14 protein-coding genes are annotated in these 15,946 nt (G+C 43.1%); 4 read left to right on the forward strand and 10 right to left on the reverse strand.

Annotation, left to right across the window (positions count from 1 at the left end; all coding sequences use genetic code 11):
• The first annotated feature begins 75 nt into the window (after positions 1-75).
• Together htpG and FTU01_RS00455 are read left to right on the forward strand one after the other, a co-directional pair.
• The gene (gene htpG / locus FTU01_RS00450) at positions 76-1,995 is read left to right on the forward strand and encodes a molecular chaperone HtpG (RefSeq protein WP_005232515.1); all 1,920 of its coding nucleotides are present in this window, start codon (positions 76-78) and stop codon (positions 1,993-1,995) included.
• A 198-nt stretch (positions 1,996-2,193) separates the two neighbouring features.
• Positions 2,194-2,466, forward strand: a complete 273-nt coding sequence (locus FTU01_RS00455; protein ID WP_180137768.1) for a hypothetical protein — start codon at positions 2,194-2,196, stop codon at positions 2,464-2,466.
• 70 nt (positions 2,467-2,536) lie between these two features.
• Here the strand turns inward: FTU01_RS00455 and FTU01_RS00460 are convergent, their stop codons facing one another.
• The 4 genes from FTU01_RS00460 to FTU01_RS00475 form a co-directional block, all read right to left on the reverse strand.
• Complete coding sequence (locus FTU01_RS00460) at positions 2,537-3,658, reverse strand: hypothetical protein (protein WP_180137770.1); 1,122 nt, start codon at positions 3,656-3,658, stop codon at positions 2,537-2,539.
• A gap of 94 nt (positions 3,659-3,752) precedes the next feature.
• Entirely contained in the window at positions 3,753-5,171 is a 1,419-nt protein-coding gene (locus FTU01_RS00465) for a hypothetical protein (RefSeq protein WP_180137772.1), read from the reverse strand.
• A 9-nt stretch (positions 5,172-5,180) separates the two neighbouring features.
• The gene (locus tag FTU01_RS00470; RefSeq protein ID WP_004781696.1) at positions 5,181-5,360 is read right to left on the reverse strand and encodes a hypothetical protein; all 180 of its coding nucleotides are present in this window, start codon (positions 5,358-5,360) and stop codon (positions 5,181-5,183) included.
• Positions 5,361-5,616: 256 nt separating this feature from the next.
• Positions 5,617-5,784 (reverse strand): hypothetical protein, encoded by a 168-nt coding sequence (locus tag FTU01_RS00475; protein WP_166134776.1) that lies wholly within the window; start codon positions 5,782-5,784, stop codon positions 5,617-5,619.
• A gap of 417 nt (positions 5,785-6,201) precedes the next feature.
• Here FTU01_RS00475 and FTU01_RS00480 point away from each other — a divergent pair, with 417 nt between their 5' ends.
• Positions 6,202-6,402, forward strand: a complete 201-nt coding sequence (locus FTU01_RS00480; protein ID WP_179991974.1) for a dodecin family protein — start codon at positions 6,202-6,204, stop codon at positions 6,400-6,402.
• A 56-nt stretch (positions 6,403-6,458) separates the two neighbouring features.
• Here the strand turns inward: FTU01_RS00480 and FTU01_RS00485 are convergent, their stop codons facing one another.
• The 4 genes from FTU01_RS00485 to ompR all read right to left on the reverse strand — a co-directional run bounded on the left by FTU01_RS00485 (position 6,459) and on the right by ompR (position 11,618).
• Positions 6,459-7,154, reverse strand: coding sequence for a DsbA family oxidoreductase (locus FTU01_RS00485; protein WP_180137774.1), 696 nt, complete (start codon positions 7,152-7,154; stop codon positions 6,459-6,461).
• Between the two features lie 205 nt (positions 7,155-7,359).
• Positions 7,360-8,877 (reverse strand): acetyl-CoA hydrolase/transferase family protein, encoded by a 1,518-nt coding sequence (locus FTU01_RS00490; protein WP_159123434.1) that lies wholly within the window; start codon positions 8,875-8,877, stop codon positions 7,360-7,362.
• Between the two features lie 205 nt (positions 8,878-9,082).
• Positions 9,083-10,543: an ATP-binding protein gene (locus FTU01_RS00495; RefSeq protein WP_180011859.1), complete on the reverse strand. Its 1,461-nt coding sequence runs from the start codon at positions 10,541-10,543 to the stop codon at positions 9,083-9,085.
• 310 nt (positions 10,544-10,853) lie between these two features.
• Positions 10,854-11,618 carry a two-component system response regulator OmpR gene (ompR, locus tag FTU01_RS00500; RefSeq protein ID WP_004781707.1) on the reverse strand — a complete coding sequence of 255 codons (765 nt, stop codon included), beginning with the start codon at positions 11,616-11,618 and terminating at the stop codon, positions 10,854-10,856.
• A 336-nt stretch (positions 11,619-11,954) separates the two neighbouring features.
• Here ompR and FTU01_RS00505 point away from each other — a divergent pair, with 336 nt between their 5' ends.
• Entirely contained in the window at positions 11,955-14,306 is a 2,352-nt protein-coding gene (locus FTU01_RS00505; protein WP_159123432.1) for a Tex family protein, read from the forward strand.
• A gap of 54 nt (positions 14,307-14,360) precedes the next feature.
• Here the strand turns inward: FTU01_RS00505 and FTU01_RS00510 are convergent, their stop codons facing one another.
• Both FTU01_RS00510 and FTU01_RS00515 read right to left on the reverse strand, forming a co-directional pair.
• Positions 14,361-14,678, reverse strand: coding sequence for a hypothetical protein (locus tag FTU01_RS00510; RefSeq protein WP_159123431.1), 318 nt, complete (start codon positions 14,676-14,678; stop codon positions 14,361-14,363).
• Positions 14,679-14,739: 61 nt separating this feature from the next.
• Positions 14,740-15,816: a patatin-like phospholipase family protein gene (locus tag FTU01_RS00515; protein WP_159123430.1), complete on the reverse strand. Its 1,077-nt coding sequence runs from the start codon at positions 15,814-15,816 to the stop codon at positions 14,740-14,742.
• Positions 15,817-15,946 lie beyond the last annotated feature (130 nt).

Raw genomic sequence — 15,946 nt, forward strand, 5'->3', positions numbered from 1 at the left:
ATTGAAAATTATTGAACTCACTCCATTCATATAGGCAGCAGTTAACATCTGTATCTAAAATAATAGGAGTGATTCATGAGCGATTTAAGCGTACAAAAACACAGTTTCCAGGCTGAGGTAGCGCAGTTACTGCACCTCGTGACCCATTCGCTTTATTCAAATCCTGAAATTTTCCTGCGTGAATTGATCTCTAATGCTTCAGATGCGTGTGACAAATTACGTTTTGAAGGGATCAACCATCCTGAATATTATGAAAATGATCCTGACCTCCGCGTACGTGTCAGCCTCGATCCAGAAAATAAAACTATTACCATTTCAGATAACGGGATCGGTTTAAGCCAGCAAGAAGCCATTGAAAATTTGGGGACAATTGCCAAATCGGGTACCAAAGACTTTATGTCAAAACTGACGGGTGATCAGAAAGCTGATGCTCAGCTGATTGGCCAGTTTGGTGTCGGCTTCTACTCAGGCTTTATTGTGGCTGACAAGATTACCGTAGAATCACGCCGTGCCGGTACGGATACCTCAGAAGGGGTGCGCTGGATCAGTGGCGGTACCGGTGAATTCGAAGTTGAACAGATCACCAAAGAAGGCCGTGGTACCGATATTATTCTGCATCTGCGTGAAGATGCGTTGGATTATCTGCAAAGCTATAAAGTCAAACAGATCATCAATAAATACTCAGATCACATTAGCCTGCCAATCCAGATGCAAAAAGAAGTCTGGCAGGAAGAAGAAGCTGCTGAAGGTGAAACACCAAAAGGCGGTCAATATGTGAAGACCGATGAGTGGGAAGCGATTAACTCGGCCAGCGCACTGTGGACTCGGAATAAATCTGAGATTACTGAAGAGCAATATACCGAATTCTATAAAAACCTAACCCATGATTTTGCTGCACCATTGGCTTGGGCGCATAACCGTGTTGAAGGTAGTACTGAATATACCCAACTGCTTTATATCCCAAGCAAAGCGCCACAGGATATTTTCACTCGTGAAGCCAAGGCCGGCATCAAGCTCTATGTGAAACGTGTCTTCATTATGGATGATGCGGATAACCTGATTCCAAACTATCTGCGCTTTGTACAGGGCGTGGTAGACAGTGCCGATCTGCCATTAAATGTGAGCCGTGAATTGCTGCAGGAAAGCCGTGATGTGAAAACCATCCGTGAAGGTAACACTCGCCGTATTCTGACCACTTTGGATAATCTGGCAAAATCTGAAGATGAAAAAGATCAGGAAAACTTCAAAACTTTCTACCGCGAATTTGGTGCGGTGCTGAAAGAAGGTCTGGGTGAAGATTTCGGTAATCGCGAACGCATCTTGAAACTGCTGCGCTATGCAACTTCGACCAATGATGAGGTGAGCACTTCATTGGCAGACTATAAAGCACGCATGAAAGAAGGCCAGAAAGCGATTTACTACATTACCGCTGAAAGCCTGAATGCTGCGAAAAACTCACCGCAACTGGAAGTATTCAAGAAAAAAGGCATTGAAGTATTGCTGATGTCAGAACGCGTCGATGAATGGGCAATGAACTTCGTGCATGAGTTTGATGGTACGCCATTGCAAAACGTATCTAAGGGTGCAGTCGATCTAGGTGATCTGCAAGATGCGGAAGAGAAGAAAGCGCTCGAAGCGGCTGCTGAACAGTTCAAACCTGTGGTTGAAAAGCTGACAGATTCTTTGAAAGACAAAACCAAAGAAGTACGTGTAACGACTCGTCTGGTTGATTCACCAGCCTGTCTGGTCACAGGGGAAGGGGAGCTTTCTCCACAACTGATCCGTATGCTGAAAGATGCAGGTCAGCCTGTACCGGATGTGAAGCCGATTCTGGAGATTAACCCGGAACATCCACTGGTGAAAAAACTGGAAGGTTCTGCCCAGTTTGATGATCTGGCCAATGTGATCTTTGATCAGGCAATGATTGCAGAAGGTGGTCTACCAGAAAATCCGGCTGAGTATGTAAAACGTATTAACAGTCTATTGTTGGGTTAATTTTTATATTTCAAAAATCCCTCTACGGAGGGATTTTTTATGTTCTGAATTTAGCGCTTAAAACTTGGATTCCCCTTTAATGATTTAAAAAAGCGATAGCCAGAATAAAAAAATACCTTTAAGTTTTAAATCTGAAAAATAGATAATATTTTATATATTAATTTATAATAGCGATTATTAAGTTTAGAGAATTCTCCCATGAAAAAATCACTGATGATGAGTCTGAGTACAGTCATTCTGATGTCAATGAGCGCAGCCACAATGGCCGATACTGAGTCCAAAAAAGTGACTCGTAGCGATCGTATTAGTTTTCAGGCACCCATGAAAAAAGAAGCGCCAAAAGTAAAACGAATGCAGCGTACCGACCGCGCGGTATGGAATATGCCACAGATGGAACAGCCTTCTTTGCAGCAAAAACGTGTGATTCGTAGTGATCGTATTACCTTTACAACGGTTGAGCACCGCCAATAAAAACTTATTGGATTCAGACATTAAAAAGCCCATATTTTATGGGCTTTTATAGTTTCGGATTTGTTCAAATTTAGAAAATGGCCTCAAGACGTACCATCGCACCCAGATAATGGCTTCGGTCCAGTCGGTCATCATTCAGATAGTTCAGGTCGCCTTGCACAAAGAACCATTCACGTAAGAAAGGCTGTCTCCAGGACACATAAGGTCCCCAGCGATTTAAGCGTAAATCTTTATCATCCAGATAGCCGCCCGTATAGATGCCATAGTTAAAGCGGTTGCCCTGGAAAAATTGATGCTGTCTGAAGGTATAGTTGTCCCAGGTCAAATCGTCTTCCTGCTCATCTGCATAGGTTAAACTTAACTGATTGGAAAAAAAGGCCTCATTGGGACGAGCATGGATCAGTTCCAGGTTGGTCCGCAAATAATTTTCACTCTGCAATCCATAACGATAAATCTGTTCGGCATGAAAAGAAAAGTCATTCTGCATCGCCCAGTCTTTGCTGATTTTGGCCCGTACATAGATATCATCCCCAGAACGTACCCCCAGATCCAGATCGCTATCGAAAGGTAGGCCATTTGAAAATTCTGACCAGCGGAGTGCAAACGAGCTGTTGTTTTCGCGGGTACGGCGAATATCCAGATTTTTATCCCGGGCATTGCCAGGATTTTCATTGGTAATCGCGACATTGCTATCCAGTTCGTTATCCAGACTGTCATCACCAAAGACCAGACTTAACCTTTGTTCCAAGGTTGGAAGCTTGATTTTTCCTCGAATCCTCGGCTTGATTTCATAGTTTTCATATTTGTCCCAGCTATTATCCAGGATGATTCGCAAAGTCGCAGTTGCTGGCTCATCCGGGTTGGTCTGGCCAAACCAGTTATCAATCTTATGTGCGGTGCGGTCTGCCCATTCACGGATTCTTTTCTGCTTTTTGTCAGCCCAAGATTTATCTTCTGTTTCTTCGGTGGTGGGCACCATCGCTTCGTCTGACTGTTCAGGTAAAATCGTAGGCGTGGCATCGATCAAGCGTGGAATCTGATCTAAAATACCTGTACCTGTACCTGTACCTGTACCTGTAGGCTGTTCTGTTTCTGCAGGTTCTGTAGGAGATGCTTCTGCCCAAACTGGGCTACTACTTAATCCCACGCCAAGTGATAGCAATAAGATTCGAGTAATTTGGTTTATTCGCATGAGTTGATTCTTGCTCTTATCGTATTTTATTTACTGCGCTAGTTTTCTAAAAAATAAGGAAAAAAAGCAAGGATAAACTACATAACTACATCAATTATTTAATGATTTGTGCCTGAATTGCCATATAAAGATCTAAAACCCGTACCGGCTGTGACAATCCTAAAACAATTTGATGAATTTTTTGCCAATTCAAATCCTTATCACGTTTGAGCATTAAATAAGGATAAGCGATTTCCTGATTGGACAATGCCAGGCGACGTTCTCCATGAATCACCCGAATTTTCTGATGTTCCTGTAGCAATAAAATTGGAGTAGAAAAATCAGCGGGCGCTTCCTCAAAATTGATAAATTTCTTTTGATGAATACACCGAGCCGGAATATAGGCATAGCTTTCCTCAGGCATCCAGACCGTTTCGGCTTGTTGCAGATACATTTCAGTGAAAAGATCTATCTGATCAAAGCAGACACCCAAAGCTGCCCATGATATGGATTTTATCTCTATACAACGCCGTCCACGCTGCATGCCCCAGTGCTGGATACAGGAATTGGCCTGCAAGAGACTCGGTGCGCCCAAGAGCATCAGATATTTCAGACCTTGCCCTTGCTGATCGGCCTGCATGGCAAGATAAACAGGACGTGCCTGCCAGTGGTCTTCCTCAGCATAATATAGCGCCATTTCCAGATCAGCTGGTTGGGAAGCAGCTGGTTGTAATTCTAGGGCACAGAGGCGCCGTATAGTCGCTCCAGCATGTTCTAATGGATGCAGCAGGGCAGAGAATTCACCTAGCTGTATAGATTCAGGGAAAGTAATATTTTCATCTATTATCAAAATAGAGGATGAACTATCCGTGTTGTCTATTTCTATAGACAGCTCAGCTGTTTTAGCTTCTTCTGTTTCGCTAGTTGCTCTGTCTAAATCAGGTTTAATTGTTTTAGACAATTGAGGTGCAGTGATCTTGGTCTGGATCTGCAAACTGCCCTGATGATAACGCGCGATTTCTAGGGTAAGCGTATTGAATTCGGCATCCTGAACAGATAAAGCCGGAATATCCAGTTGGGGATCGAGAGGAAAATATGCGTCTTGTTGCTGTTGCTGCAAAAGCCAGTGATGGCAATTTGCTAATTCATCCCATTCACTATGTAAAAAATCAGTTTGCTCTACAGGACCCAGCCAGATTTGCCAGCCTTGTTGTGGCTGATGCAAAAAGGCCCAGCCTGTTTCTGAATGTGCAGTGAGTGCCTGTTGCAGCTGGACAGGATTCTTAAAATAACCGCGATAACAGTGATGAAACTCGGTGCTCGCCGCAAACTGATGTGCTGCCAGCTCAGGCTGGACACGGGATTTAAAACTTAAAATCTGATTTTTAAAAACAGGTTCATCACAGAGATGAAAAATATCCTGGAGCCGTTTTTTGGTTCGGGCGGCTTCATATAAACTGAGGGATTTATGTTCTAGTTGCTGCCCCAATTCATTTAATTCTTTAATTAACTTTGCTTTTTCTAAAGCATTCATTTTAGCTCTCTAGATATATTTGAGTGCTTTATCCAGTGACTTGGCCATGATCATATTGACCGCAAGTTCTACCAATTTATATTCGGTAGAGTTGGGATCTGGATAACGCTCAGCCATTTCAATCAAAAAATCCACAGAAATTGCCTGCGGAGAAATTTTTCCCTGTATTAATGCTTGAAGCTGGTTCATAACAAGAAAGTCTGAAATCCATAAAAGATCAGGTTCTGATTATAAGCATCTGATTGAAAAAATACTTGATTATTTTGAGTATTTTTTAAGCGAATTTGGTGGTTTTTTTTGAATAAAAAGTGAACGAAATCAAAATAAAATAAAAAATAATGAGGTTTTTAATGCTCTTTAAATAGAAGAACAAGTTAAATTTTCGAAGCCCTGAAATAAAAACAGGCTGAATAATTCAGCCTGCTGGGAGATTTTGCTTAAAGACTTAAGCCGCTTTTTCAGTTTCTGCAGTTGCAGTATCTGTAGCTACAGTTTTAACTGGAGCTTTGCTCACAGGGAAATCTGGAAGATAAACCACTTGAGCCATTTGTGCTGAAGCTTGTAGAGAAAAAGCCATCACAGTTGCTGCGCATAAAAATTTAACAGTTTTCATAACATGACCTTTTGATATCTGGATGTTCAAGAGCTTGAACAAGGAAAAAATTAGTCTTAAATCACGTGAAAAATAATATCAAATGGCAATTAATAAAAAATGATCAAATCGGCAAGAAAAGCAACTAAATTTAGATAAAATACTCTATAAAACAATATATTAGAATATTTGCTCTAGATGGTTTTGGATTGTTTTTTATACATTTTTTAGATGTTTTAGAAGCTTTTAAGCAAACATTTATTTGTTGATTATTTAAAACTAGAGATCCAGATTTAAATTTTTTTTAAAGCAGTAAGGGCAGATCAGTATTTGTTCATTCCCTGTAAGTTTTTGCTATTACTTGTTTGCTAGGAGCTGTAGAGAAATTTAAATCGACTAAGATGAATGCTTCTATCTTCACAGAGTGAGTGTTGAATCATGGCAATTGCAAAAGTGGTAGAAGTCAATTCAAGCAGTAGTAAAAGCTTTGAGGATGCAATTCAAAGTGGCATCGCAAAAGTCACAGAGACGATCAAAAATGTTCAAGGTGCCTGGATCAATGAACAGAAAGTCGTGATTAATGACAATAAAATTACCGAATATCGTGTCAATCTAAAGATCAGTTTTCTGGTTGAATAATTCACATCATTCATAAAAAAATCCCCATCTTAAATGGGGATTTTTTGATTTAGTTTTTACTCAGGCTTTGCCGGAACATCACAAGCATCTGTAGAACACTGATCAGCTGCTGGCTGTTGTTGTGGTTCCTCTAAAGCTTTTTCAAGAACTTGCAAGAAAACTTCCTTCGGCTGAGCACCCGCCAAAGCAATGCGTTGATCAAATACAAAGAACGGAACACCGGTAACTTTGAGCTGGTCATGCGCTACTTCCTGGTCAAACTTAACAAAATCCGCAAATTCATCCGAGTCGAGTAAATCATCTACTTCAACCGGGTTCAGGCCAATACGCGCCGCGACATCTTCCAACGTTTCACGTTCACCAATTGGCAGGCCTTGCGTCATATAGCTGTAGAAAAAAGCTTCCTGAGCTTCATTGCCCAAGCCTTTGCTTTGTGCCAGGTGAATGATGCGATGCGCATTCAAGGTATTACCAGAGTTGGCACCTTCCCAGTTAAATTCAATGCCTTCCTGTTTAGCCATGGCTGCAATATTGCGCTGCATGTCTTCAACTTCTGCCACTGAACGGCCATATTTTTGTGCCAAACGTTCAGAGTTGGAAACTTCCTGACGGACTGGTGCTTCAGGATCTAGCTGAAAACTATGCCAATGGACTTCAAGTTCAATCTCGCTTTCCTTTGCTGCAGCTTCCAGCCGTTTTTTACCAATATAGCAAAAAGGGCAGACCACATCTGACCAAATATCTACGCGCATGTCATGTCTCTAATCTTTGTCTTGTTAGAAGTATGAGGGTGAAGAACTGGAATTTAAAGCCCTGCATCCAGACTAAGTGCAGTTTAATCATTCAAAATATTTAGGAAGTTAAGCTGATTAGATTTTTATAGATGGATTTGTCCTCGTTTATTTATTATTTTTCCCATAAAAAAACGCCCCGTAGGGCGTTTTCTGAAGCGGTCAATTAAGCAGTTTTGACTGCAGCTTCTACTGCAAGCATATGACCATTTTCTTCAAAGTTAGAGTGCCAAGACAATGCTTCACGAAGCAGGTGAGGGGTATGGCCACCTTTCGCACATGCACGGTCGAAGTAGTCATTCAATGCATCACGGTACATTGGGTGGGCACAGTTGTCGATGATCGCACGTGCACGCTCACGCGGAGCCAAACCACGAAGATCTGCAAGACCTTGTTCAGTCACAAGGATATCAACATCGTGTTCTGCATGGTCGATATGTGAAGCAAACGGCACTACAGAAGAGATGTCGCCACCTTTCGCGATTGATTTGGTTACGAAGATCGCCAAGTGGGCATTACGCGCGAAGTCACCTGAACCACCAATACCGTTCATCATTTTGGTACCACATACGTGAGTTGAGTTCACGTTACCGTAAATATCAAACTCAAGTGCAGTGTTGATCCCGATAATACCTAAACGACGTACCAGTTCAGGGTGGTTAGAGATTTCTTGAGGGCGTAATACAAGTTTGTCTTTGTAGTGCTCAAGGTTGTTAAATACTTTTTCGCCATATTTAGCAGAAAGTGTAATAGAAGAACCTGAAGCAAACTTCATTTTACCGGCATCGATCAATTCAAACGTACAGTCTTGTAGTACTTCTGAGTACATGATCAGGTCTTCAAAGTTTGAATCTTTCAGACCCGTCAATACGGCGTTTGCAATGGAACCGATCCCTGCTTGAAGAGGGCCAAGGTTTTTCGGTAAACGCTCTTCAGCTACTTCTTTTTCAAAGAAAGCGATCAAGTGGTTAGCAATTGATTGAGTCTCATCATCTGGTGCAGTTACAGTTGATGGAGAGTCATGCAATTCATTGTTGAATACGATACCCACGATTTTTGAAGGATCAATATTGATTGCATGTGTACCGATACGCTCATCCACTTGAGTCAATGGAATTGCTTGACGTGTTGGACGGTAAGTCGGGATGTAGATGTCGTGCAAGCCTTCAAATGCAGGACTTAAATTCGTGTTGATTTCAACAATCACTTTCTCAGCAAAAATTGCAAAACTTGCAGAGTTACCTACAGAAGTTGTTGGAATGATGCCGCCATCTTCAGTGATCGCAACCGCTTCAATTACCGCCACATCAGGTTTTTTCAACTGCTGGTTACGCATCTGTTCAACGGTTTCAGACAAATGCTGATCGATGAACATCACTTCACCTTTGTTGATCGCTTTACGTAAAGTGCTATCTACCTGGAATGGTAAACGACGTGCCAATACGCCTGCTTCAGTGAGTTGCTTGTCCAAATCGTTACCGAGTGATGCACCTGTGATCAACGTGATTTTCAGTGGATTTGCTTTTGCGCGTTGTACCAAAGCTAAAGGAACCGCCTTCGCTTCACCAGCGCGAGTAAAGCCACTCATACCCACAGTCATACCATCTTCGATGAATTCAGCAGCTTGTTCAGGGCTGATGACTTTGTTGTGTAGGGAGGCTAAACGGATACGATCTAAAGACATTTCAACTCTCATAAATTCTTAAATAATGATACGGATTGTACCGATCAAAAAATGTATTTTGCATAGGTGTTAGGCTAAGGTCTAATTTTTTAGCTAAATGTAGGTATAATGAAAAATGATGTTTTTTAAATGATTGAATTATTGAAAATTAAAATGAATTGTATAGAAATACTAAAAAGTCGTTTGTTGCTTTTATGATCACTTACTAGAAGTGATCAGTGAGCGTTTGACGAATTTTATCTAAGGTGGTTGGGGCAGCGGGTGCCTCGGAATCTGCTGTTTTCAGGGGTAAGGCGATAATGGCTTCCAGACCGCCTTCAGGCCGATTCTGGATATGCAGCTCACCTGAGTGAATATCAACAATACGCTTGACAATTGCCAGACCCAGACCACTGCCTTGTACGGTACGCGCAGAATTTCCACGAACAAAGGGTTGCATCAGTGCTTCAATCTGGTCTTCTGGAATCCCTTCACCATGATCGGCCACACTGATCATCAGTTTATGGTCCTGCACATAGGCAGCCAGCTCGATCGGTTCCGCACCATAGCGTTTTGAGTTGTTGATCAGGTTACCAATCAGGCGTTTCAGCGACATGCTGCGTACCTCAACCAGCGGTATCTCTTGAGGTGTAAAGCGAATATCAAGTGGCTTAAACTGCTTGACCAGTTCCTGCAACAGCACATTGACATTGGTTTCTTGCAGCTCTTCATCGGAACCATCCCGCATATAGGAAATGAACTGGTTCAGAATGGCATCCATATCCTCGACGTCATAAATCAGGCCTTCCTTGAGAAAGTCTTCATCCGGCATCATTTCTGCGCTAAGACGGATACGGGTCAACGGTGTACGCAGGTCATGTGAAATCCCCGCGAGCATGATTCGACGATCACGCTCGGTTTGATCCAAGGTATAAATCATCTGGTTAAAGGCATGATTCACCTGACGGATTTCCAGCGGACCATGATTGGTATCCAGATAAGGAGCGGAACCATTTTTACTATAGCTGTTTGCTGCATTCTGCAAGCGGCGTAAAGGACGGTTTAGCTGACGCACCAGGGTCAGGATAATAATGCCAGCAATGAGTGGCGTACCCAACAGCCAGCCTAGAATCAGTTCAGGACTATAGTTGGCATAGGTTTTAAGAGGTTCACGTACCCAGTTGCCATTCATTTCAGGGGTTTGAATCCAGATGCGTGGACTTGGCTTGAACTGGAAATAAACGGTTGCCTGTTCGATTCTTAATTCTTTGGCCAGTTTGGTTTCAATCTGGTTAGTAAAGAATTCAGCAATAACCTTGTCTTTTACATTGGGGTATTCAGCCGGATTGGTGACATATTCGATTCCGATCCGGTTTTTGAGCCAGGTATCAATATCGACTTCCTGTTCTTTATGATAAAGACGCAGGTCCGAATTGTTGAGAATTTCCAGCTCCATGGCCAGATAACGCGCGTGTTGCTGAATTTCAGGTAAATAGAGGGTACGCCAGAAAAACCAGATTGACATGAACAGGCTGAAACAGACCACAAAGACCACCAGTACAGTGGTTCGCATTGCTGCGGAGCGCGGCTTGATCTTGTCCAGAAATCGTTCCCAAGGGGTGCGTTTTTTTTCTGAATAACTGACAAAATCGGTAAATTTTTGTGGGTCGATGGGGTCGAGTTTCACTGAGCAATCCTGTGCTATGACTTCAGCAAATTATTATGAGTTGATTAAAAGGCCTTATCACACCGGAGTCAAACCATCTGTAATTTAGATATAGGTTAAAACCTTCGGTTCGACCTACTTTTGTTTCGGCAAAAGTAGGCAAAACCATTTTCATTCGCAAAACTCGTCAAATTGCGGCAAGTAATCAATTTATCGCAGAAACATTAGAGATGAATACCTCCTGCCTCAAACAGTTGCGAATGAATTTGTCACGTAATTAAAAACTAAATTGATAGACGGACGAATATTTTACTTTCTTCTAATAAGAAAATTATTCAGCACCATCTGGAACAAACACATAACCGACACCCCAAACGGTTTGAATATAACGCGCACGGGCAGGGTTTTCTTCAATCAAACGACGTAAGCGTGATACCTGAACGTCAATTGAACGTTCCATCGCACCCCATTCACGACCACGCGCCAGATTCATCAGCTTGTCACGAGTTAAAGGTTCACGTGGATGTTGTACCAACGCTTTTAATACTGCAAATTCACCAGTGGTCAGGGTCACTACCTGGCCCTCACGAGTCAGGGTACGAGTAGACAGATCCAGTGACCATGGGCCAAAGGATACCACTTCCATTTGCTGGCTAGGAGCGCCTGGAACTTCACGGACTTGACGACGCAAAACTGCACGGATACGTGCCAGCAATTCATTTGGATTAAATGGTTTAGGCAGGTAATCATCTGCACCGGCTTCCAGACCTGCAATACGATCTGAATCGCTGCCACGTGCGGTGAGCATAATGATTGGAATATCAATATTCGACTGGCGTAGGCGACGACAGATGCTGAGGCCGTCTTCTACAGGCAACATAAAATCGAGCACAATCAGAGAAAACAGTTCCCGCTGTAATAGTCGATCCATCTGGGTAGCATCGTGCGCAGTTTTAACGACGAAGCCTTTATCTTCAAGGAAACGTTGTAACAGGGTACGCAGACGCACATCATCATCGACAACCAGGATGCGCTCGACCCGGTCGGTTTCGGTATGTACAGCATCGGGTTTTTCAGCAGGTACCACTAAACTCATGAGGTGCTCCTTTATTCTTTATTGTCGTCATAAACAAAAAATGAAATATGCTTTGAGTATACGATTCATTACTATTAATTGACTATGCTCTAAAGCATCAAATATTGCAGTTAAAATCAAGACATAGATACCAAATATATACATCTATATGCGAAAAAAATCGCCCCGGAACAAGAATAAAATGCAAAGTTCATGCAAACTTTAGTGGAAAAACTGGAAAACGATCGTATACGGTTATCTGAAGCTTATATAAATTAATAAAAACAATGGTGGATTTTATAGACCTGGTCTTTATAATCATGCCATTTAGTACTTATCCTTGTGGGATCAAACACGATGACTGACTTAGTTCAGCAGTTGGCAAAAGAACTTGCCGTACGTCCAAATCAAGTAGAAGCTGCCATCAAACTGATTGATGAGGGTGCCAGCGTTCCTTTCATTGCACGTTACCGTAAAGAAGTAACGCAGGGCTTAGACGATACGCAACTACGCCAGCTCGATACACGTTTATCGTATTTGCGTGATTTGTATGAACGCCGTGAAAAGGTGATCGAATCACTAAAAGAACAAAATAAATTATCTGATGATTTATTGGCACGGGTGAATGCGGCAGAAACTAAAAATGCCCTAGAAGAAATTTACGCACCATACCGTCCAAAACGTACCAGCAAATCGTTTAAAGCCAAAGAAGCCGGTTTAGGTCCGATTGCAGAGAAAATCTTTACTGAAGCCGTGGATCCAGCAGAAGCTTTGGCGGGCTTTAGCCATGAAGATTATCCAGATCAGGAAAGTCAGCTCGATGCGATCCAGCACATCCTGATTGATGACTGGGCACAGAATATTGCGTTGACCACTGAACTTAAAGCAATGTTTGCTAAAACTGCTGTGCTGAAAAGTCTGGTCGCTAGCGAAGAGAAAAAAGAAGTTGGTAAAAAATTCCGTGATTACTTCGATTTCTCTGAAAATCTGAACAAGGTACCTTCACATCGCTTATTGGCAATGCTACGTGGCCGTCAGGAAAATGTACTGGGCCTAAAAGTGGATGGTGAAGATGATGCACCATTGGCACGTATTGAAACTGAATACAACCTGGATACCATTCAGCCGCAATCTCGTCAGGATTTCTTAAAGCAAACTGCGAAACTGTTCTGGCTTGGTAAAGTTCGTCCAACGATCGAACATTCATTATTGACTGAAAAACGTCTGGCTGCTGAAGCTGAAGCAATGCAGGTCTTTGCTGAAAACCTGCGTCATCTACTGCTTTCTGCGCCTGCAGGCGCACGTACGACACTGGGCGTAGATCCTGGTATCCGTACTGGCGTAAAACTGGCAGTGGTGAATGAATCAGGTGATGTATTGGCACATAGCACCATTTACCCATTTGCACCGAAAGATGATAAAGAAGGTTCACTGGCTGAATTGGCACGTCTTTGCCGCGAATTCAATGTTGACCTGATTGCAATCGGTAATGGTACGGCAAGCCGTGAAACTGAAGCGTTGGTTGCTGAAATGATGGCTGCAAATAGCGACCTGAAATTGACTCGTGTTTCTGTTTCAGAAGCGGGTGCTTCTGTTTATTCAGCATCTGAACTGGCTTCTCAGGAATTGCCTGAACTGGATGTATCGATCCGTGGTGCAGTATCAATTGCACGCCGTCTGCAAGATCCATTAGCAGAACTGGTGAAAATCGATCCTAAGTCCATTGGTGTAGGTCAGTACCAGCATGATGTAAACCAGACCGGTCTGGCAAAAACTCTTGAAGCAGTCGTTGAAGACTGTGTGAACTCGGTCGGTGTGGATGTGAATACTGCATCTGCTGCGATTTTGGGTTATATCGCAGGTCTGAACAAATCAATCGCGCAGCAAATCGTGGACTTCCGTAAGGAAAATGGCCGTTTTGACAACCGTCAGGACCTGAAAAAAGTGCCACGTCTAGGTGAACGTACTTTTGAACAGGCAGCGGGTTTCTTGCGTATCCAGCAAGGTTCAGAACCACTAGATGCGTCTGCAGTTCACCCTGAGTCTTATCCACTGGTATCTAAAATTGTTGAAGCGAAAGCAACCACTGTAAAAGATATTATTGGTAATACTGAAATCATTCGTCAAGTGAATGCAGAAGAGTTTGTCGATGATAAATTCGGGCTGCCAACCGTTCAGGACGTTTTGGCTGAACTGGAAAAACCTGGCCGTGACCCGCGTCCAGAATTCCGTACCGCAAAATTCCGTGATGATATTACTGAAGTGGCTCAATTGACTGAAGGCATGCAACTGGAAGGTGTAGTCACCAATGTGACTAACTTCGGTGCTTTCGTGGATGTTGGTGTACATCAGGATGGTTTGGTACATATTTCTGAATTGGCGAATGAATTTGTGGCTGATCCGCATAAAGTGGTGAAACCAGGTCAAATCGTACAAGTTCGTGTACTGAACGTCGATGTTGAACGTAACCGTGTCAATCTGTCGATGCGTCCTGAAGGTTCGGAAGCGCCAGCGAAAGCACCACGTCAACCACGCCGTGACAATGAGCAACGTGGTGAGCGCAAGCCACAAGGCAAACGTCCACAGCATGCGCGTCCGCAAGGTGATCGCCCGCATGGCAAGAAACCTCAAGCGGCTAAACCACAAGAAAATAAAATTGGTGGTTTAGGGGCATTGTTATTGCAAGCAGGGATTAAAGGTTCGAAATAATCTTTAGGCTCTAAACGAAAAACCTCCCTTTTGGGAGGTTTTTTTATTGAATCTTTATGAGTTCACGATTGGAACAATCCAGCTGGTAATAATCAATAAAATACCCAGATGTCCCAGTTTACGTGTCACATAAACCAGTTTAGACGGTGGTTGTTCTAGCTGTTTAGCATACTCTTCCATGGTGATGCCTTGTTTGCCTTTACTGGTATATAAAAATACACCCAAATCCAGACAGATCAGAATGGTGCCAATATCTGCCACCAGTTCCATCAGCTCAAATTGCTGGGTATACAGCGACATGCTAACGCTATAAATCAGATAAAGTCCAAAGGCTATACATGCATATTGCAGGATCACTAAAAATTTCTGCATAAATCTCAACAGTTCAAAAAATTAAGGCAATTATACAAACAATTCGGACAGGCTGTGCCCATTACAGGCTTTGCATCACATCGGCAAAATTCTGCTTCTCGACCAGTTCCAGAAATTCATCTCCCAGGCGCTGACTTTCAGCAATACATTGCTTCCAGAGCTGAATCCGCTGGGCTTGATCCAAACCTTTTAAAGTAAAGTCCTTACGATCCGGTAAACGACCCAAAGGCAAACTTTGCAAATATTCCTGAGAAGGTGAAATTAGCAAAGTTCGTGCCTGATTTTCCGGGCTTGCCGTGCGTTTAAACAGTTTATCGAACCAGCCAGGAGTAATGCTATCAGTAAAATGCGGATACAGCACGATGCCTTTGCTCTGAAACGGCAGGTCAATATGATAGTCAATCAAGCCACCATCGCGATAATAACCTTGCGGTGCATCCGGAATATTATTGACCGCTGCCATCACGCCCGGAATAGAAGCAGAGGCCATCAGCCATGACAAAACACTTTGCTCAGTCAAGGCGTGATAATGTGTAGTAAATCCATCATCGGCAATTTTAAACTGTTCACCTGCATTCGGTTGGCTGATCACACGTTGCATAAAATGGCGACTATGTTTGCGCGCTACAGCGGTAGTTCCCACAATGCCAGCTACAGAGGCGAGTAGGGGGAGCGCCTTGTCACTTTGGAAAATGTGCTGGGCTTTAATCGACAATACCGTTAGATGATAATCTGGATGATTCACCAGATCGGTTTCTTTGCCTTGTACCAGATCCAGCAGCATGCCACGACAAACGTCACTGACGTCCTTACGGGTCATTTTCTTGTGAAAGTACAGATGGGTATACAAGTCGGCAAGACGTTCAGTGCCTGCTTTGGCTCCCCACGCCGCGACACTGGCAAAACGCCAGCTACCAATGGATGAACCGACTAAGGTTCTACGCTGAGGAGCACGTGGGAAAAACTCGCCAAAAATGGCCTGGTCCAGTCCCTGAATGCCAATACCCTTGGGGCCACCTGCAGCACCCGGCACAATATCGACCTGTTCGGGTTGCAAACCTTCTTTCAGAATCAGCTCACGAGCCTGATGCCCAGCGCGGATTTTCAGAGCAGGCGCATGTTTTTGTAAAATCTGCATAAAGGTTCAACCCATATTTGACCAATGAGGACATATTTTAAGCATCTGGTCACAAAGCCCAATGGCAAGATATACCCTAAGGTGACTTTGCAGTCATAGGGAAGGAGAAAAATAAAAAAACCTGAACAAT

The sequence above is a fragment of the Acinetobacter sp. YH12043 genome (assembly GCF_013419915.1).
Taxonomy (GTDB): domain Bacteria; phylum Pseudomonadota; class Gammaproteobacteria; order Pseudomonadales; family Moraxellaceae; genus Acinetobacter.